The organism is Pseudoalteromonas luteoviolacea (genome assembly GCF_000814765.1).
GTDB lineage: Bacteria > Pseudomonadota > Gammaproteobacteria > Enterobacterales > Alteromonadaceae > Pseudoalteromonas > Pseudoalteromonas luteoviolacea_H.
Genome location: NZ_JWIC01000007.1, coordinates 873,434 through 893,878, shown reverse-complemented (window position 1 = coordinate 893,878; position 20,445 = coordinate 873,434). Strand labels below are relative to the sequence as shown.

Genomic DNA, 20,445 nt, shown 5'->3' with positions numbered 1-20,445 from the left:
TCTGTTAGTCATTTAAAGCGACGTTTAGCTCTGCTCGTTTGACTCAACTTGCTTTGAGCTACCGTTTAACGTACTACCAAGTAACGCCAAAAGCTGCTGTTTCTCAGCATCGCTACTATTTCCTAACTGACTAAAAAACTTACTCATTGCGACATTTTTCATCGTTTCTGATGACGCATTCGCACCACTTAAAACACCTTTTAGGTCATCCATGATGTTTCTTTCCCCATTTAAATGATCTTTAAATAAGGTTTGAACTGTATCACTCTCACCCACTAAGCCATCAATTGACTTACCGAGTGTGATAGCCTTCATAAACTGGTTAAAGAACTGACCATCACCACCCATGATGTTGATATCTGCGCTACCCAATGTTTTACTAAGTACTTCAGATTGATGCGCTGCAATGTCTTTTTCAGCCTCTAATTTAGCAAGCATTAACTCTTTTTGCTGGTTAAGCTGCAACGTAAAGCTTTCATAGTCTCTCGCCGACTGGTCCATCGCATTTAACGCTTGTAGCTTCTCTTCAAGGCCTTTTGCTTCTGCTGACATACGACGTTCAAGTGTCTGCGCTTCCGCTTCACCTTGTTTCTCAATTGCCTCAGCCATTGCTGACTGAACTTCAGCATCTGCAAAACCGATGTCACGTTTACCTTGTGCTTCTGCCGCCAGTTTTTGTTGCAATACTTGTGCTTCCGTTTCACCTTGCAGCGCGTTTGCTTCTGCTTTTGCTTTGGTCACTTCGGCTTCAGCTAAACCAGCTGCCGCTTTTTCTGCACGCTCAGCTTCCGCCAACACTTTTTTCGACTCAGCCGTTTGATTTGCAATACGCAGCTCAGCTTCAGCCATTTTTTCAAGCTCTCTCGCCTTGAACTCGGACGCTTGCTCTTGCGCTTTGGCCGCTTCAATATCTTTGACAAGTGCTTCTTCTGCCTCTGCTTTGGCTTTAATCACAATCGCTTCTTTCTCTCGCTCTGCGGCTGCCAATGTTTGCACATCTTTAATACGCTCTTGTTCTTCTGCAACCGTTTTCTCAACCGCTACTCTGTCACGTAATACCTCTGCAATTTCTTTACGTTCCACTTCCAGCGCTTTTTCTTTATTAATGCGCATAATTTCCGTTTCTTTCTCACGCTCAATCACTTCAATTTCACGAGAGCGCGCCACTTTTTCTTCTTCAATGGCCAGTACACGAAGACGGTTTTGCTCAGCAATGTCGATTTCACGCTGCTTGTTTTGTTCGGCAATTTCAATTGCCTCATCCGCTTTTAAGCGCGCATCTTCCGACTTCAAACGCTCTTCTTGCTTCACACGCTCAGCCTCAGCAGTCTCTCTTGCGCGTACCGTCTCAATCTCTCGCTGCTGCTTTGCTTTCGCATCTTCTTTTTGACGCTCAATCTCCAATGACTTCTCTAACGCCGCTTGGTTTTGGATCTCTATTTGCGCTTGCTCATCACACTTCAGCTGATTGGTTTGAACGTTTTGCTCTGCTGTTTTTTCAGTAATACGACGGATCCCTTCGGCATCCAAAATGTTGTTCTCATCTAGTTTATGAATAGACGTCTGCTCTAGATAATCAATCGCAACGTCTTCTAGTGTATAACCAGATAAATCCTGACCAATGACTTCTTTAATTGCATCTCTAAACTGATTGCGGTGTGTAAACAGTTCCTCAAAATTCATTTGCTTACCAACTGTTTTCAACGCCTCTGAAAACTTAGCTTCGAATAACTCTTGCAATGTCTCAGGCTGAGAAGCGCGGGCACAGCCAACTTGCTTCGCTACACGCAAGATATCCTGTTTATTTTCATTGACGCGAATATAAAAAGTAATTGCAATATCGGCGCGAATATTGTCTTTACAAATAAGACCACTATTTTCTCGACGCTCAAGCACCATGCGCTTAGTTGAGATGTCCATTACTTCCATTTTATGAATAACAGGATAAACAATCCCTCCTGTTGTCGTGACATCGGGTTCGTTTTTCATTTTATTGATAATGAGCGCATGCCCTTGATCCACTTTTCGATAAAACTTCCCCACGATTAAAATAATCGAAAAAATAACGGCGATAACTACGCCCACGATTGTTAAAATTGGTCCTAGATTATCTAAAAATTCCATGTGTGTTCCTAAATTTTATAATTATTCCAAACCACGGCTATGTTTGTTTTCACGTAGAGCTGCCATGGTATATTTTCCCCAATTACCATGCTGGAAATATGAGAAGTTGATTAAATTTTTTTAATGACTTTATTCGTGATGATTACCAAGGTTTTTCAACAACCAAGTAACTGTTTCTATTTGTATCGTGTTCAATGAGTAGCGCAACATCTCCAAGTGCGAACACCCCCTCCTCATCTGACCTCACCTCTATCAGTTGCTCAGTGCCTTGAAACTGAACTTTTGCTTGACCAAATTGGTCAGTGACCTTACTCGTCGCAATCACACATTCAAGACCAATGAAGTCATTTTTAGATGCCGTCTCTTTACTGTCAAAAAAGCGTCTTAAAGGTTTAACCAATAAAGCGGTTAACGGAATAGACGCGACCAAACAAGCAAGCATCATCGCGCCGCCAAGCAGGTAAAACATCACGCCATCACCTAATGCATAAGCAAATAGCTGATGTGCATAGAAGCTTGCAACCCAACTGATAAGCACCACTAAACTAATTGAAATAGTGAGCGGTACACCACCAAATCCCATTTGAAAAAAGGAGTCGCCTCCGCCTTCAACGTCAAGCTCAACGTCACCTTCAAGCATATCGATATCAGCAAAACCTAACAGCGCAATTAGCCAAAAAACAATGACAATAAGCAATAATGTGGTAAACACCACGGTGGGAAAAGTAAAAATAGTATTGAGAAAGTCCATAATCTATTGTGTTCCTATGAGTTAAGGGCTATTCAAACCACGTGTACTCTTTAAAATGCGCTACTTGCTATCTTTCACATGTTGGATAAGCAAATCAGCAACCTTTTGCTTTACCATACGTTTATCACCATCAGGAATGTCAAAACGCTGTGCCAGCAGCCCTATTTCCTCATCGCTTAGATTAAAACTAAGCCTTTGGCGCGTTTTTTTTGATTTGATTTCCAACCCAAGGATCCGACGGATCATGTCTGATGGCGTGAGCTCCTCATCAATTGCATTTTTCTTAATAAACTTTTGCACTTCAGAGCTTAAGTCAAAAGCAAGTTGCGTGGCTCTCACCGCCTTTTCTTGCTTTTGCCAAGTTTTTTTATTTTCACTCATCCGTGTTACTTATTCTGTTTTGCTCGGATCCGAGCCAGTACGTCAGCGCCCTTTGCAGCTTCTTCACCAATTCCAGCAGCGCGCATTTTATCATTCAGTGATTTATCATTGCTTTCATCAGCTAGTTGCTGTGCCGCATCGAGTTGATCTTGCCTGTCCATTTGTCGCTGTTTGATGCGCTCCAATGACTGCTTCGCCGATGTCATTGCAGAGTCACCTGAAGCCATTGTATCGTTTACTGCCATGGTTGCTTTTTGTACGCTTTCTGTGGTTTTAACCATGCTCAGTTGGCGTTGATTTTCAACAATGGTTTTTTCCGCTTGCTTAATTTGTTCTTTAAGTTTGCTCACATTCGCCGAAAATGTATTCAGCACTTGTTGCTGCTCTGATTTTTCTTGTTCAAATTCAGCTATTTTTCCTGCAATTTCAAGTGCTAAGGTTTCTTCATCTTTGTCTAGTGCTTGTGCAGCATAGGTCTCGTGCTTACCTATCTCTTCATCAAGACTTTTAATAGCACGTGAAGTTTGAATCTCTTTTGCCATCACTTCTGTCAAGCTTCGTTTTGCCTCGTTTAAAGCAGCTTGAGCATCTCTGATCTCTTGCTCAAAAATACGAATTGCGTTGGCATCAACAATGCCTTCGCCTACTTCGTTTACACCACCCTTAACCGCAGTAAATAACTTTTTTAAAATACTCATGCTTAATACTCCTTATTATTCGGTCAAATAATCACTAATTGCATCTAATGCATCTATCGAATTGGCAGATAAAGTAACGATTTCATGGCCAAGCTGCTCAAGTGTTGAATTTGTAGAAAGCGCACCAAAAATTGCGTATTTGTTATCAATTTTTGCAAATGCACTTAACGGCATAGGTACATTTAGGCGCAGTAGCGTATCGTTTAATTCAGCTTGCTTTTGTGCAGTTATTTCTTGTTCTGAGAACAAATAACAGATACACAGAATTTGCTCTTCTGTTCGAGTAACAAAAATTGGAAGTTCGTCATTTCCATCAACAATAACTTGTAGAACGTCTTGTCCAACATTGTTGATAAAAAAGGATTCAAAACTGGCACCTTCAGTTTCATACTGAGAAAGTTTGAGAGAAAGCTCATTTAATTCCATATAACAGATTCCTTATATCTAATTGGCTTTTTCCGTAAGTAAAAGCCGAACTGTTTTTATGAGTTAACAACTTTAGATTTGCACGTCATGACATAATATGTCAATAGCATTTTTGAAAAAAACGCAAGTTTACTTGTCTACACTGTAAAAGAGGTGCCCAGAGTAAAAACCACATGGCGCTATTTATAACAGCTATTTTAAACGAGGTAAAATTAAGATATTCATATAAATAACAATGCTTTATAAAAATAATTTTACGGTTATAAAAAAGCTCTGTGGTTTAAAAGTTGGTGAGTATTAACAGAGAGGTATAAATCTTTATGGAGCAACGAACAAGCCGCCTCGTCACTCCTAAAAATATTAATTGCTTCGTAATCTGGCAATTAAATTGTTTTTCACCGCAGGCCATTCATGAGACAAAATAGAATAGACAGCAGTGTCCCTGATTGAACCATCAGGCATAACTTGATGGCTTCGTAACACACCATCTAACTTTGCACCTAGTTTTTCTATTGCGGATCGAGAAGTTTGATTGAAGAAGTGTGTTTTAAACTCTAATGAGAACGCGCCTTTGGTGTCAAAAAGATGAGACATAAGTAAGTATTTGCTTTCAGTATTAACGCCTGTTCTTTTTACGGCATCAGAATACCAAGTATAGCCAATTGATGCTCGACGATGCTTTTCTTTTACGTCATAAAAACGGGTTGTCCCGACCACCTTTCCATCGTGTTTAGTTTTCACAACATAAGCCATTTCCCCGTGTTCCATTGCTGCTATCGCTTTATGAACATACGCTTGCATATCCTCTGGCGCTGGCACTGCTGCATACCAAAGTTGCCAACTTTGGCCGTCATTTACAGCTTCTTTTAACTCATCACAATGGCTAGCTAACAATGGTTCCAAAACAACGAGCTCACCGACAAGTGCCTCACTTGTTAACCACATATTTAAACTCCTTTCATTAAACACTATATTCAATTATAAAGGATATAAAAATGAGAAACAGCACCTTAAAAAGGAACGAACTGAATTAATCTATGCGGATAACCTTTCTGATAATATGCTTATGTTGCTTGGGTGTACAAGATTGATAATCAAATTCATGATAAGCAAGATCATTATGATTATCTAATTCATAACATGTGTACTGCATGCCAGTATTTAGATAAGACGTTTCATTGTGCACCGCTTCCCAAGCATCAGCCAGCAGCGCTGCAAAATCGCCCTCGGGCTGTTCTCCCACTATCTTTTTCATTTCTAACGACGAAAATCTACAACCAGCTTGTCCTTGCTCACTTTTAACTAACCTTGCTCTGTTCTCAGTTTGCTCAACCAACTGATTATCATGGATATCACGCTTGACCTCTTCCAACTCATTTAAAGCGATGATAGAAATATCTCGAATGATGTGAGTTTGTATTAATTGGAAAACATCTTGTGAAGTGTAATTACCGAGAGAAACAACACGGTTTATAATTTCTAATAAACGCTTGTCTGGCAGACTTTCCTGAGATACATACATGCCATAGTCAGGATCATTAAACACAATAAACTCAAAAATCCCCTCCGTTACTTCAGGTGAGAACGCAATTTGCTTTTCAGGATAGACAAAGGTCGCCAAAAAACTCTCAAACCCTTGCATAAATGTGACTGTCAGATTGCCGGATTCTGTAGACTCAATACCAATAATATAGCCGCACTCCATGGAAGTGGCACAATCATTTTGAGAGGTGGCTACCTGACTCTTAAAATAAATACGATATTGACCATTATGCATTACAACCAACTTCCCTCTCTACCCCGGCTTTTTGTATCCACCTATAATGCGACGCATCACTTTATGTTCGCCAATAAAGCAACAACGTATTGAATTAATCACAGTGATATCAAATTCAGCGCAGGCGAAATTTATGCTTCTTGTTTAGATATTAATCTAAAGCCAAATACCTATAATGTAAACATTAAATTTACATGATAGGTAAGAATTCATTTGAATTGGCAATATGGAGGAGGTATGGCGCGATCGTTTAATCACTCAATACAGACGATGTATTAATTTAATAAGGCAAATCGCATATTAAACACACCATCAGCCACCTCTTCTATTTCGATAGATGCTGAATGACGGTACAAGTTTAGCTGCGTCAATAGTTTTGTTCGATCTTCATCCGATGCACTACTTTCGTCCAAAAGTAATGTCGCATTAATATAGTGCTTGTTTGACCCAGCATATTTACACGATTGAGAATCACGCTCTTCATACTTAATTTGTTCAATAAATTTCTGATCCATAGCACATCTTTATTCTGAGTTATTCAACACTCATAACTATATAAAAGTCCTTATAACCCAACTATTACAAACTATTACACGAGTAGCAAGTCAAATCTGCGCAACTCCCTTTACCGAAGTAAAAAGCAGGCCACTAAAACACGAGACCGAACTTGCTAAGCGAAAAGAGATCACTGAGTATTTAAATACAGTGGCTGTAAAGGCCCTGAAGTAACCCACTCAACCATCACTTGGCGTTGGCTTATTGAAAACATCCGTTGACCGTTATCATCCACTTCAGAATTCATAAAACTCATGGACAAATCACTATTTTTGCAGCTCGTTAAAGGCTTACCATCACAAGTCAAATGACTATGTGTATTCTTATCGGTTGGCATACCGTGCGTGTGTCCAATTAAACCCAATAAGTGCCCTAATTCGTGTGTCAATGTTTTACCCTCATCAAACCTCGGCTCTCTTGGCTGAATAACCCCAAATGCCGTGTGCGCTACCACCACACCTATTACCCTATCTTCCACCAAACCAGGTATATTTGCCCTGCCCACCAACCCAAGCGTCCCTTTGAAATCTCGCCCATAGCCAACCCAAACATTGAGATATTGATCGGTTGGCCACACGTCGATTCCACCTTTTTCTGACTTAGCATAGGCATGTTCAGCACTAATAACACTTAGGTTCGCAAATTTACGGTTTATGCCTGAATGGGGATTACCGTTTGGATCATGAGACGCCAAGTAAAGCTGGATCCCGGTATCTGCTATATATGGCTTAAATTGCTCATCGATTGATTCGAGCTCATTATAATTCATCCCCCGAAAGTGCTTATTTGTCGCCTCAATTTGCGACATAATTTGCTCATCACTGATCTCCACATATTCATTTTCTAACACGTGTACAACAACAGGTAACCGGATCCGTTCAATGCCCTCTGAAGGTAGCGGAAAGTGACTTTTAAAAGCAACTGTCACAGTACAATCAGCAACTACAGCGCCAGTTGTATACTTTAAATCAACCAGGTGACCACCACATCCTGTTGTAGACTCAATATAATGATCACTATTTGGATGAACAGTAAAGTCGATCTTTTCTCCATGAACGACCTGATAACTTGGTTGCGCGACCCATCCCCCTGTTAATGTCTGTACTTTGACAGTATATTGAAGCGGCGTGAATGTCGCTTCGATGGTGCAATTCTTATCTATATCCTCGACGCTAAAATTATAGCCGTCTAACTGACCTCCACATCCAGAGATACTGGCCAGCTCATATCCTTGCTCTAACTCAACCTTAAATACTTTTGACCCATCGCCACTGGTTCTAAAAGAAAGGGGAGTAATTGCACCGCCATCATTAAATGATGTCGAGACTAAATAGCGCTCAGGTGTTGGAATAGATGAGCCAGGGGTGTCAGATGAACCACTCCCCCCACATGCTGATAAAAGAAAAGATGATAGGATGAAAAATATAGCTTTGATATTGCACATTAAACTTATCCTTAAATTAAAAATGCCGCTCATGAACAACAATAACCAAGTTTATAGGAACAACCAAATTAAAATTTGTTATTTGTTGTAACGCACGCGATTACTTATCACGTATTAAAAGTTTTTTATCAAACCAACGTTGTTGAATCATCACACTTACCATTCAAATTAATTCCCCAGCCTAAAATAGAAAAAATAATTATTACACCAAGATCATTAACTTATTAAATTAAAATTTCATTAATACCTCAATATTGTCATATATATTCATTAGGCCCATATTGCTTACATCTGCGCAAAAATCAAAGGAATAAAAACACTTGCCATTTATTATTTTGAGAATAAAATACCCAACAGTAGAGTTATAGCTCTACATGGTTAATTATTAAGGATGAACAATGAAAAAATTAATTACCTGTCTTTTAGCACTTTGCGCTTTAAATGCATCTGCAACCCCTGAACAATTAAACGCACAATTGCTATCCAATAAAATAAAAATCGTCGCTTTTGGCAAAAGTGGTTGGGATGCTCGCTGGAGAGAACCAACATGTAGCGTGACAAAATCAGATAAAGACGAAAATGGCAGACCATATCTAACCAGTCATTACGATATGTGTACATGCCAAAATAGTATCCAAGCTAAATATTTAGTAGAAGATACACAAGATAACCCTAAAGATGAGCTTGTTATTTGTTACATTAATAATTAAGTTTACTGACACTAGGCCAGATAAGCGTCTGGCCTTATTTGAACATACCCAAGTCACTCTAGATCAACAAAAAATTAAAAAAACAAGATAAATAGTCACGGCAACTTTAAGAATTTAATATTCCTACAAGTTAATAATCCAAAGCAATAAAATTACCATAGGCTCAGTTAAAATGTTACACTGTAACAGTAATAACCATGAAGATAGCATAAACTTCATAAACTATAGGTATTTAAATGTCACCACTTCACTTAGAAACTTACATCAAATATAGTAAATTTGTCGCTGTTGCAGCCATTATTATCAGTATTGCCGCATGGGCTGTTGAGCTCGCTGGCGTCGTATATGTTTGCCCATACTGCAGGACGCAACGTACAGTAATTGGATTACTGGGTATTCTTTTGCTACTTCCGAGCGCATCACATTGGATTTCTAAATACATAGCACTGGTTATCGGTTTCTTTGGGGCAGTCGTCGCGGCTAACCAGCACTTCATGGGATGGAAGTCCATATCAGCTGGTAAATTTAAGTTTCACGAACATATTGCAATGGATCCATTTTTATTATCAGGCTTAGCCATGACAGGGATCATTGGCCTAGTTTTCTTAAACATAAAACAAACCAAAGCCAATCTAGAAAGTGATTTGCAATCCAAGTAAAGGAATGCACACAGTTAGCACCGACGATTCGTCTATGTCGGTGCTGAGCTCAGTACAGCAAGATAAAAGCGCTATAATCCATAAACACTTGGGTTTCTTCCGTCTTTCAATATCAACCCTTCTAGCTCTTCTTTATACGCAATATCAGCAGCATCATTATGCCAATACCACCTGCCAAATAGTTCCACCGCATACTTCATAATGGTGGCAGTCGAATGCCGCACGCCAGACTGACGCAACATGATGTAAAACAGGTGATCTGCGACCGCCCTATCTAGCTCATGTGTATGATATAGCCAATCATGCACAAGTGCAGCTTGCATATACCTTGGGTTGAACGGTGTACCAACGAGGTAATATGCAACCTTAGGAATACTCGCACCATCATATTGGAAAAACTTAGGTACCCAATGCACTTTGCAATCATGTTCATATGCAAAGTCTTCGACCAATTCATAGGCATTATTTAATTTATTTGAATGTGAAATACGTGCAGGCTTTAAATTCAGTACGTCCATAACTACGGCCAATAAAGTAAGTTCTGAGCTATTAATGCACGTTTAAGTGTCAGTTTTATGAGATGACCATCAATTTGATTTGAAGTGTATTGAACGTGTTAGAAAAACGATGGCAACTCCAAATTGGAGTTGCCATACTGGGCAAGTAATACCATCCCTTGTTGTTATTATTTGATGGGATACCACACCTTCTCTGTGCAAAAGACAGTATGGTCAGTAGGGGTTTTAATTGTTGTTATGGAGCCCCTAATATGGCTGCAACTTGCGCCTCAACGAGGACCTATATTAGGGATACACAGTGTGTTATGTCAACGTTAAAACAACATTAAATTTAATAAAACAAGATTTTATTAATTTTTTTATTTATACACCAAATTTTGTCACTTTTAGAACTGCCTTTACGGCTGCGGCTCATGTATAACCGGACATTCCCTGTCCTCCGCTTTCAACTTAAAAGCGTTACAATCTTAAAAAAGTGGAGAAATTACAGATATATGAGTGACATTCGAAGTTCAATATACCGTTGTGTACACCCCGTTGTTAGCACATCGGACAGTGCAACACGGTGGCAGGATAAAACTGCATTTTTGCAATATCGCGAGCTAATTAAGCCCGATGACAAATATTGGTTAGTTAAGCTAGACCCATGCAGCCATGACAAGGCGTTTCTACACAGCTTACAAGTTTATCCAAATATTTCTTTTGCAGACAGAACACCCAATGTAACTACAGTCTTGACGCTAGAGCTAGAGATGCAAGACCCAAGCTGGGAATTTGCGGATATCATATTTGTGCCGCATTCTTTGGTAAACCTAGAGACAACTAACGCAGAGCAATCAACAGAACCTCGCATTTTGGCCAATGTAAATTTGGCAAATAAGCGCAAAGCTATCATTCAATATCATATTGAAGCTGATCACCCATTAACGGATTTATCTTTGCGCTCTGCTATTTTCGAGTTCTTTATCCGTGGTAAAAATCTGCACACAGGTCATTACCACACCACTGATGGGCCAAACACCTTTGCATTGGATTTTCTAAATCACAACTAAGGGCTCAGCGCCCTATAAATGAGTGACACAGCGACCTACCTGAGTAAAAATAAAACACCCCGCCGTTATTTTTACAAAAAATATACATTTATATATAGGACGAGTTTATCAAATCGTACTCGTCCTATTTCAAAATACAAAAAAGGATTCTCATGTATAAGGTCAAAACTGCATTACTCGGTTTGTCGTTATTTGGATGTGCCACTCAAGCATATGCTGACGCAAATAGCTCTGAGTTTAATCGCTACATTAATTTTAATTGGGGTGAGTGCCCTTCGACGTTTAAAACACCAGACAATAGAAATTTATGCTCATTCGCAAAAGTCCCCGTTAACTGGGATAAACCAAATGACCAACTCATCGATATATTGGTTTCAAAATACCCAGCAAAAAACCCACAACCTAAAGGCCAAATATGGTTTTTACAAGGTGGTCCTGGTTATTCCGCCAGCTTTTACGCAACGCACTACGACACGACTCTCGCCCAGTACAAGCAAGATTATGATCTGTATATTCTTGAGCATAGAGGTGTTGGTTGGTCAACACATTTAGCTTGCCCAAATCAATTTGAAGGCGACTACGCAGCGTATCAACAAGCATGTTATGACGCACTGCATCAAACATGGCAAGACAACCTATTTCACTTTAATACAACAGGCGCAGCCAAAGATTTAGCCTACTCAATAGATAAGAGTAAAACAACGAATTGGCTTCCGACCTATGTGTATGGGGCCTCCTATGGCACGCTTTGGGCGCAAAGGTTCACACAAATTGCGCCCCAAGGCGCACAAGCACTCATCCTCGACTCCATTGTGCCATCCAAAGGATTCAGCCTTGATCTGTGGGACGAGAACTTCAATTTTATCTTTGATGAATTAGCGCAATACTGCAACCAAGACCCGCTATGCCAAAGTAAGCTTGGCAATGACTCAGCCAAAGCCATTAAAGAACTGTTAAACAAGGTCTACTCACAATCACATTGTAGCGCCACAAAGTTTAATCAAGGCACTTTGCAAACACTATCTACTCTACTATTAATGCGTTCTGTTGAGGGCGTACTGATGCCAACGTATTATCGGCTAGCTCGTTGTAATGAGGATGATGTGATTGCATTGAATAACTTGCACCAATTTCTATTTGAAGGCGTCGGTCGTGAACTACTTGAAATCAAAGCAAAACATCCACTTAACTATTCTCAAGTCCTATCGAGCCTGATTGTACATAACGAGATCAGCCACGAGCAACGATCACTTACAGAACGCATTGAATTCTGTAAAGATGCAGTGTCCTGTATCCCTTCCGACTTGCTGTACGCACGTTATATTCAAAAAGGGGTTTGGGGCAATAAATATAACAGCCAATTTGTATATCAAGACGTCCATCATTACATGCCTACTTTGGTTTTGAACGGAGACTTAGATCCCCAAACACCACATAGCTATGCATATGATTTTATGCGTACATTTACCAATGTTAATCAACGCTATGTCGAGTTTCCTCAAACAGCTCATGCGGTTATTTTCGAATCACCCGCAGATACTAACACTGGCAACAACTGTGGGGTCGATGTGATGCAGAGTTTTTTAAACAATATATGGCAACAGCCCAATACAGACTGTATTGCACAGCTCAATGGACTCAGTTTCAACTTATCTGCATTTGAAAGTAAGGTGTTATTTGGTGCTGATGATGCTTATGAAGGTCGTGCACAAGCAATAACTCTAGCGTCATTGAAACAATTGAAGCTCGAAAACCCGGCGTTATTCAAAGCCTATAGTGATACCTTCATGCGCCTAGCTGATTTTTAAGATAGTACATTCAGCTTAAGATAAAACTCAAACAAGGCGTCTGTTAGGCGCCTTTATCATCACTCGCGGCCTTATTGCCCATATGTTTGCGTTACTGACAACAAGTGGTCATGTGTACGACCCCAAGAGTATGTTTGTTCGAGTCACCCCCATCAGCGACCTAGACGTGTTTGATTCGTTTACATGGTTACCTTTAAGCACATCAAAATGTTTAGGCGCTTATTTCCAGTGACCGTCTCCTCTTTAGTCCTTTGCACAAAAAGAGGATAAAATAATCTTATATTCTCAGTAAAGGGGGAGCATAACGTTACTTTGCGTTACAAAATTCCGGCCCTCTCATCGTATAAACCGTTCTATATTTTTCCTTAGCATTTATACTCTGGGTGATGTGAGTAAAATATGTGCGTATAACAATGAAAATGATGAACTATTTAGCGAGTATCTTCGTCGCAGCTAATGCGATGACTACTGCCGTATCAGCAAATGAAAAAGTAGAGCAGGTCTTTAAAAACAATTGCGCCTCATGCCATGGTGCGCAGTTGCAAGGAGCAATGGCAAGCTCATTATTAGACAACCAATGGATAAGTGATGGCTCAGACGACGCACTAACCAAAGCAATAACACATGGCATTCTTGACCGTGGTATGCCAGCATTTGGGCACGCACTAACTGAAGAAACCATCCGTACTTTAATCGTTTATATAAGAGAGACAAGTTACAACGTCGACACAGCAAAAATACAAACACCAACCTTAAGTAAGCAATTTAAGACAAACCTTCATAACGTCAATACCCGAGAAGTCCTTTCAACGAGCGGTATAATTTGGGCGATGGATTTTCTGCCTGATGGGAGCTTGTTATACACGCTTAGAGAAGGAGAGCTGTGGCTCCAATCCCCTGAAGGAAAACGTATAAAAATTGCCGATACACCAGAAGTTTGGCATCGCGGACAGGGCGGTTTACTGGACGTTTTACCAGATCCTGACTATGAAAAAAATGGCTGGATTTATTTGTCATACAGCAAAAAAACGGGCCAAAATGCCTCAGGCAAAGACATTGGTATCACAGCAGTGGTGAGAGGCAGAATCAAAGAGGGTAAGTGGACAGAACAGCAAACATTGTTTGAAGCACCAAAACATACCCACAAAAATAGGGGGTGGCACTTTGGTTCTCGGTTTGCGATTGACGGACCCTATCTTTTCTTTACCAATGGCGATGAGGGCCATCAAGATGATGCGCAAAGTTTAAAAACGCAAAATGGTAAAGTGCATCGCATTTACAAAGATGGACGCATTCCCAAGGATAACCCCTTCTACACTCAAAAAGACAGTATCAAGACTATCTGGACTTATGGAAACCGTAATCCACAAGGTCTTGTGATCCATCCTCAGACACGTCAAGTTTGGTCCACAGAGCATGGACCACGGGGCGGCGATGAACTAAACCTCATTACCAAAGGGGTGAATTATGGTTGGCCAAAAGTAACATATGGTATGAATTACGATGGCTCTCCAATCACGCAGCATACTGATTTACCCGGAATGCAGCTCCCTGTACACCAATGGACCCCTTCTATTGCTGTTGCGGGTATGAATTTCTATACCGGTAAGCAATTTAAAAATTGGCAAGGCGATTTATTCGTCGGTAGCTTGGCGAAAAAACAACTACATCGTCTTAGAATTAAAAATAACCGTGTGATTGAAGACGAAATCATATTAAAAGGACTGGGGCGGATCAGAGACGTCGTAACTGCGCCCTCAGGGGAGTTATTTATCACCATCAACGACCGTAAAAGTAACCAAAGCAAGGTCGTTGCGCTCAGTGCGGTTAAATAACTCACCAATGCAGTGGTATCGTTGGTACCGCTGCATCACCCAACTGATAAAGTAAAGGCTAGCTCAAGGTGCGTTCGAATATATTTTAGGCATGGCGCTAATACTAATCGTGTCTTGAAGACAATTTAAAAAAGGACGCAGAGGCACGTAATCTGTTAGACAGTGCAACCACACTTTTCACTGAGTTTGATAAATCATTACTCGCTTCAGTAGAGCGTTTAGAGGCAGTATCAACAGCCTCGACAGTTTGATTTATTTGATTCAGACCCACTTCCTGTTGCTTTGAAATCTCCATTATATTTTGTACTAGATTTGACGTTTTATTGGTCGCTGGGATAATCGTTTCTAACTGAACCCCTGCATTTTCGGCCAAGTTAACACTGTCTGACGCGCTGGTGCCTATACGCTCTGATGCATTTTGACAACGTTCAGCGAGCTTGCGCACTTCACTCGCCACAACCGCGAATCCCTTGCCATGTTCACCAGCACGAGAGGCTTCAATGGTTGCATTTAACGCTAATAAATTAGTTTGATAGGCAATTTCATCGATGATTTTGACTTGTTCTGCTATCGTCTTCATCGCTTCTATGGTTGTTTTCACTTTTTGTCCACCGTCATTGGCTTCTTTCGCTGTATTGATGGCCACTTGCTCGGTTGCCAACGCATACTCACTATTAGATTTTATCGAGTCACTGATAGTTATCACCGCATGTTTTGTATCGGCAACACTGCGCTCTTGAGACGCGGCGGTCGCTTCCATCTCTTTTGCAGTACGAATAACTAATGAAGAAAACTGTTCAAGCGCGGCTGCACTTTGTTTTACCTCATAAATAACTGCTTTAAACTGTTCCGCCATATCTGTTAAAGCCTTCATTAATTTGGCCGTTTCGCTATGACCTGTTACTTTTTTCTTCAGATGAAGGTGACCTTTAGCTAAGGCATTTGCGATTGAAACAGCTTCATTAATAGGCGCTGTGATTGAACGTGAAATCAGCAGTGCAAGTGCAATGGCAATCACTAAACTCAACACACTCACAGATATCACAAACTGTTGTGATACCTTATTATCTTTTTGTAGTACTGGACCCATCAAGTCTTGCTTATCTTTGATAAATAACTTCAGTGACTCAATTTTATTTGCCGCTTGTTGACCAATAACATCTAGTTTTTCCCGCTTCAATCTATTTCGAGAATTTATCACGCTCACTAACTCTGTAAACTGGTTCATATACCTGGGAGCTAATCGACGAACATTGGTAAAATGGCGTCTTCTGGTATCATCTTGCAGTTGGTCATCTAACGCTTTTATATTGACGATAAATGCCCCATATTCTTGATTGACCTTTTCTACATCTTCACTGTCATTACTGTCTAAAAACTTAATCACATGGAGTCTGACCAATAACAGGTTTCGCAGTGCCAATGAAGCATAAAAGGCCGCCTCCATGTCGTTATCTTGGCGTGCGCTGAGCAAAATGCTCGACAAGTCTTGCTCCATGAGGGGACCCATTTTATTGAGCTGTTCATGTACAATCGCATTGCGCTGGGCTATTTTTTCTTCAACTTTTTGAAAGGTATTTGCATATTGGTTGGCGAGTTTTTCAACGTCAATGAAAGTCTGTATCTGTTCGTTGCTGATTGCGTCTTGGTGGGCTTTTTCTAGCAACTCATTGAGGGTTGCCATTCTTGTTCGCTCTTCTTGTAATGCGATATGGCTACCCGTATTGATATAATGTAGCGCAGCTATTCTTAAGGTCAGTAAATTGGCTTGTATGCGCCCTGCATTATTGGTATTTCTGGCCAGTGAACGATAATCACTGAATCCGTCAGCCGCGGTATTAAGCGCTTGAATTGAAACTAAAGTCGCACAACTAAACAAAAGTAATAATACACAAAACCCTACACCTAATCGACTCGATATTTTTAGCTGCGCAAACATATCAACCTTCTGGTACTATCCATACCCTCGATACACGATTCTAAAAATATAATACAACTGCTAAGTATTGCTGCCTTTTGTTGTTAAAAACTCATCAAATATCATTTCAAGCTTTTATACTAGAGAAGGATATTGCCTAACATAGACCATCTACCAACCTAACTTCTGGCGTTTCTACATCAATAACGAGCCTTTCGGTTGGTGCCAATATGGTTGCGATACCAAACACCACTTCTTCATTTTTTTGGTTCGTACATTGGCAATCAATCGTTAAAAAGCCATGGCTGTAATCTTTATCAACCACAGTGACTTTGGTGGTGATCACATCACCCACTTTTACTGGAGCAACGAATTTGAGATCTTGAGAAAGATATACCGAACCGGGGCCTGGCAGCTTTGTGCCTATAACTGCTGATATTTGCGCCGCACTCCACATACCATGCGCAACAATACCGTGAAATGGAGTCTGATCAGCATAATCTTGGTTTAAATGAACTGGGTTACAGTCTCCAGTTAATGCCGCGAAACCTGCAATATCGCTCATTTTAACGTGGCGAGTAAGCGCTGCGCTTTGGCCTATTTCAATATCTTCAAAGACTGTATTTTTTAATTTCATCGTTTAACCCATCACATGATAGCCATTATCAACATATATCGTGCTCCCCGTCACAGCTTGCGACAGATCACTCACTAAATACATTGCTGTTTTTGCCACATCCTCGCTGGATAAATCCCTTTGTAAGGGTGAACCTGCATGGCTTTTTTCAATTAATTGCTCAAAGTTTTTGAGCCCTGATGCAGCCCTGGTTTTAATAGGACCAGCTGAAATCGCGTTTACCCTGCACCCTTTATCACCCAGTTCCATTGCTAAATATCGAACACTTGAGTCTAGCGCAGATTTAATAGGCCCCATCACGTTATAATTTTGAATCGCTCTTTGTGAGCCCAAATAAGACATTGTCACAACGCTTGCCTGCGCATTCAGTATGTTTTCAAATTTACTGACTAAGCGCACCAAAGAGAAGCACGACACCTCAATTGCCTCTTGAAAGCCCGCCTGGCTGCAATCGATTAAACGGCCATGCAAATCGGCCATCGGCGCAAATGCGATTGAATGGACAATGAAATCAATTGGGCCCAAATGAGACTCCGCGATCGCCAATAAACGACTGATTGAGGACTCATCAGACAGATCACAACACACCAATGACACACCTTCTAAGGTACTTTGCAGCGGCAAAACAAATCTCGCCGCAGACTCATTTGCATATGTTGCGATGACTTTCGCCCCCGAATCATTGAATAGTTTGGCACATGCATAGGCCAAACTATGCTCATTCGCAATTCCGACAACAACCCCTTGTTTACCGGATAAGTCCATCATACTGTGCATTGCTTAATATCCTTATTCACTAAACACTCAGTCCACATCTGCATCATAAAAGTCAGACTTTTCATAAATAAGACAACGTGCAAAATAAGTTGATTAAATTGATTATTTAAAACTGCCAGGATTTAGGACCCGTTGTAACACCTATTGAGTTGAATAAACGGGCGATAACCATCTCATTAAATGTTAATTAAAGACATTGCTACGCGCTATAAAAACTAAATTTGTGCATACAAATCAACCACATCAATCCCAACAAACACAACAATCACTCTTCTACAAATAGAGAATAACGCAATAAAAACACCAAAAAAGAACTAAAAAATAAACGTAAACTTACTTACTAGCATAGTTATTCGGCAAACCTATCAAAAACCAGCCAAACATTGTCCCAAATAGAAAAACAAACATTAACCTCGACTTTATTCTTTACATTAAGGAAACAATAGGTATGATGCCCCACTGAATTTAGTACCTAAATCAAGTAAGGAAATCATGAAACTTATCCCTCTTGCGCTTTCTGCCGCGTTTTTATCTACAACTGTCCATGCAAATGATCACTTTAACTTTGATTACATCGGCGCAGGCCATGCAAAGTTTAAAATGGAAGTGCTAGATACAGATGTAAGCCTAAAAGGCTATGCTATTGAAGGCAGCAACCAAGTTAATGAAAACTGGGTCATTTCTGCTCAATATCTAAAAACATCTGATGAGCACAGCTTCAATACAGTTAATGAAGCTGCAAACACGGTTGCACTGCATACTTTTGATCAAGACGTTAATGCGACTCAGTGGAATGTCAATGCTGCATACCTTGTTGACCTAGAAGAAAATGCGCTGCTAGAGTTCAAAAGCTCTATCGGCAGAATTGATTACAACGAAAAAATGCTCAGCTATGAGCGTGTTGTAGATACTCACGCTGATCACACGTATGGCGACTTACTTCAGTATTCAGCTGAAGCACACACCAGTGTGTTTGGTTTTGACGCCAACTATCATATTAATCTACACGGTAACTTTACTGCGATTGTAGGGCTTGGCTACCAACACTTAAAAGATGCTCAAGAAAAAAATGAGTTGGCTATTAAGTTCGAATTACAATATGAAATCACTGACAGTTTGTCACTGAGCGCTCGCTATCAAAATGCGGATGTTTACGAAAATCACTTCGTAACGCTAAGATATAACTTCTAATGCTGATGTTGGTGGGGCCTATCACCCCACCCTTTTTTAAAATCGATTATTCAGCTTTCTTATCGATAATATGAACATCTCTTTGTGGGTAAGGAATAGAAACATTTGCACCGTCCAGCGCAGGCTTGATAGCGCGATTTGTTGCAAAATAAACATCCCAATAAACATCTGTTTTACACCAAACCCAAACAGCTAAATCAATCGAGTTATCACCGTAACCAACCACGCCAACAAACGGGGCTGGATCCTGTAAGATACGCTCATCATTTTTAGCCATCTCTAATAAAGCGCGCTCTGCATCATCAACACTGTTGTTATAGCTAATGCCCACAGACAGATCGACGCGCCGAATAGGTTCGTGCGTGACGTTATTAATTTGCTCACCAGCCAATGGGCCATTTGGTAATATAATTCTGCGGTTGTCTAACGTGGTTAAAAAAGTACAAAAAACATCAATGGCTTCAACAACCCCCTCCTCGCCTTGTGCAACAATATAGTCTCCCACTTTAAACGGCTTAAAGATAAGGATCAAAACCCCCCCAGCAAAATTAGAAAGGCTGCCCTGTAGCGCAAGCCCGACTGCAAGACCTGCTGCACCTAGAATGGCAATAAAGGATGTCGTTTTAACACCCAACATTGAAATAACCGATATAAACAAACAAGCTTTGAGTAAAACGGTCGCTACACTGCTCAACCACTTTCGTAACGAGATGTTGAAATCTCGCTTTTCAAGCAAGTAGTCAATCGCTTTGCCAACGAGTGAAATCAGCCATAAACCGACAATCAGAGTAATAATGGCAAGCGCTAACTTTGGCGCAAAGTTAATCACGTGCTCAACCACTAAGTCCATCACCTTTTGTGGATCAATCGAAGATGTGTCCATAAAAAACCTCATTAATTAAACCTTAAGGATTAAGTCTAGTTAAAAAAATGAATATCAATATGAATATTTATTAAATTTAAGTAGAAAAAGCATGAGCATTCTCTGAACAACAGCCATACACCCAATTAAGTTGACGCGCGCTGACACGCTAACTAGATAAAAGTCGTCACTTCAATACGATTTGTTTAGCTCATTTAAAAAAATTTATGGTGATGAGAGCACAATAAATACAAGTTTGAAGGCCCCTCTGAGCAGTTCAGTTTTGTCACACATATCAATCATACCCGTCTAGGTGTAATCG

General features: G+C 40.3%; 20 protein-coding genes. 6 read left to right on the top strand and 14 right to left on the bottom strand.

The genetic code is table 11. The features are described from left to right. Positions 1–24 precede the first annotated feature (24 nt). The 9 genes from JF50_RS18180 to JF50_RS26260 form a co-directional block, all read right to left on the bottom strand. A complete protein-coding gene (locus JF50_RS18180; RefSeq protein ID WP_039610777.1) occupies positions 25–2,124 on the bottom strand; it encodes an SPFH domain-containing protein in 2,100 nt (699 codons plus the stop codon). A gap of 142 nt (positions 2,125–2,266) precedes the next feature. Then, the gene (locus tag JF50_RS18175) at positions 2,267–2,875 is read right to left on the bottom strand and encodes an OB-fold-containig protein (protein ID WP_039610776.1); all 609 of its coding nucleotides are present in this window, start codon (positions 2,873–2,875) and stop codon (positions 2,267–2,269) included. Between the two features lie 60 nt (positions 2,876–2,935). After that, positions 2,936–3,256: a hypothetical protein gene (locus tag JF50_RS18170; RefSeq protein WP_039610775.1), complete on the bottom strand. Its 321-nt coding sequence runs from the start codon at positions 3,254–3,256 to the stop codon at positions 2,936–2,938. 5 nt (positions 3,257–3,261) lie between these two features. Further along, entirely contained in the window at positions 3,262–3,954 is a 693-nt protein-coding gene (locus tag JF50_RS18165; protein WP_039610774.1) for a PspA/IM30 family protein, read from the bottom strand. A gap of 15 nt (positions 3,955–3,969) precedes the next feature. Further along, the gene (locus tag JF50_RS18160; protein ID WP_039610773.1) at positions 3,970–4,380 is read right to left on the bottom strand and encodes a YjfI family protein; all 411 of its coding nucleotides are present in this window, start codon (positions 4,378–4,380) and stop codon (positions 3,970–3,972) included. A 360-nt stretch (positions 4,381–4,740) separates the two neighbouring features. Next, positions 4,741–5,325 (bottom strand): GNAT family N-acetyltransferase, encoded by a 585-nt coding sequence (locus JF50_RS18155; protein WP_039610772.1) that lies wholly within the window; start codon positions 5,323–5,325, stop codon positions 4,741–4,743. An 85-nt stretch (positions 5,326–5,410) separates the two neighbouring features. Continuing rightward, a complete protein-coding gene (locus JF50_RS18150) occupies positions 5,411–6,157 on the bottom strand; it encodes a hypothetical protein (RefSeq protein ID WP_039610771.1) in 747 nt (248 codons plus the stop codon). A gap of 275 nt (positions 6,158–6,432) precedes the next feature. Then, positions 6,433–6,672, bottom strand: a complete 240-nt coding sequence (locus JF50_RS18145) for a hypothetical protein (RefSeq protein WP_039610770.1) — start codon at positions 6,670–6,672, stop codon at positions 6,433–6,435. A 170-nt stretch (positions 6,673–6,842) separates the two neighbouring features. Next, positions 6,843–8,156, bottom strand: a complete 1,314-nt coding sequence (locus tag JF50_RS26260) for a M43 family zinc metalloprotease (protein WP_052262437.1) — start codon at positions 8,154–8,156, stop codon at positions 6,843–6,845. A gap of 398 nt (positions 8,157–8,554) precedes the next feature. On the opposite strand from JF50_RS26260, the gene JF50_RS18135 reads away from it, so the two are divergent. Together JF50_RS18135 and JF50_RS18130 are read left to right on the top strand one after the other, a co-directional pair. Next, positions 8,555–8,866, top strand: coding sequence for a hypothetical protein (locus tag JF50_RS18135; protein ID WP_039610769.1), 312 nt, complete (start codon positions 8,555–8,557; stop codon positions 8,864–8,866). A 236-nt stretch (positions 8,867–9,102) separates the two neighbouring features. Then, the gene (locus JF50_RS18130; protein WP_039610768.1) at positions 9,103–9,525 is read left to right on the top strand and encodes a hypothetical protein; all 423 of its coding nucleotides are present in this window, start codon (positions 9,103–9,105) and stop codon (positions 9,523–9,525) included. Between the two features lie 71 nt (positions 9,526–9,596). On the opposite strand, the gene JF50_RS18125 is transcribed toward JF50_RS18130, so the two are convergent. Continuing rightward, the gene (locus JF50_RS18125; RefSeq protein WP_039610767.1) at positions 9,597–10,043 is read right to left on the bottom strand and encodes a DUF1353 domain-containing protein; all 447 of its coding nucleotides are present in this window, start codon (positions 10,041–10,043) and stop codon (positions 9,597–9,599) included. Between the two features lie 494 nt (positions 10,044–10,537). Between JF50_RS18125 and JF50_RS18120 the strand changes: the two genes are divergently transcribed. The 3 genes from JF50_RS18120 to JF50_RS18110 all read left to right on the top strand — a co-directional run bounded on the left by JF50_RS18120 (position 10,538) and on the right by JF50_RS18110 (position 14,738). Then, positions 10,538–11,095: a hypothetical protein gene (locus JF50_RS18120; RefSeq protein ID WP_039610766.1), complete on the top strand. Its 558-nt coding sequence runs from the start codon at positions 10,538–10,540 to the stop codon at positions 11,093–11,095. A 152-nt stretch (positions 11,096–11,247) separates the two neighbouring features. Beyond that, positions 11,248–12,903 (top strand): alpha/beta hydrolase, encoded by a 1,656-nt coding sequence (locus JF50_RS18115; RefSeq protein ID WP_039610765.1) that lies wholly within the window; start codon positions 11,248–11,250, stop codon positions 12,901–12,903. Positions 12,904–13,322: 419 nt separating this feature from the next. Further along, positions 13,323–14,738 carry a PQQ-dependent sugar dehydrogenase gene (locus JF50_RS18110; protein WP_052262553.1) on the top strand — a complete coding sequence of 472 codons (1,416 nt, stop codon included), beginning with the start codon at positions 13,323–13,325 and terminating at the stop codon, positions 14,736–14,738. Between the two features lie 103 nt (positions 14,739–14,841). Here JF50_RS18110 and JF50_RS18105 read toward each other — a convergent pair whose 3' ends face one another. From JF50_RS18105 to JF50_RS18095, 3 genes are all read right to left on the bottom strand, one after another. After that, the gene (locus JF50_RS18105; RefSeq protein ID WP_039610763.1) at positions 14,842–16,677 is read right to left on the bottom strand and encodes a methyl-accepting chemotaxis protein; all 1,836 of its coding nucleotides are present in this window, start codon (positions 16,675–16,677) and stop codon (positions 14,842–14,844) included. Positions 16,678–16,813: 136 nt separating this feature from the next. Further along, positions 16,814–17,293, bottom strand: a complete 480-nt coding sequence (locus JF50_RS18100) for a MaoC/PaaZ C-terminal domain-containing protein (RefSeq protein WP_052262435.1) — start codon at positions 17,291–17,293, stop codon at positions 16,814–16,816. A gap of 3 nt (positions 17,294–17,296) precedes the next feature. Then, the gene (locus JF50_RS18095) at positions 17,297–18,070 is read right to left on the bottom strand and encodes an enoyl-ACP reductase FabI (RefSeq protein ID WP_052262432.1); all 774 of its coding nucleotides are present in this window, start codon (positions 18,068–18,070) and stop codon (positions 17,297–17,299) included. A 492-nt stretch (positions 18,071–18,562) separates the two neighbouring features. Between JF50_RS18095 and JF50_RS18090 the strand changes: the two genes are divergently transcribed. Continuing rightward, on the top strand, positions 18,563–19,261 hold the full coding sequence (locus JF50_RS18090; protein WP_039610762.1) for a hypothetical protein: 699 nt from the start codon (positions 18,563–18,565) through the stop codon (positions 19,259–19,261). Positions 19,262–19,307: 46 nt separating this feature from the next. Here the strand turns inward: JF50_RS18090 and JF50_RS18085 are convergent, their stop codons facing one another. Beyond that, a complete protein-coding gene (locus JF50_RS18085; RefSeq protein WP_063369508.1) occupies positions 19,308–20,144 on the bottom strand; it encodes a mechanosensitive ion channel family protein in 837 nt (278 codons plus the stop codon). Between the last annotated feature and the right edge of the window lie 301 nt (positions 20,145–20,445).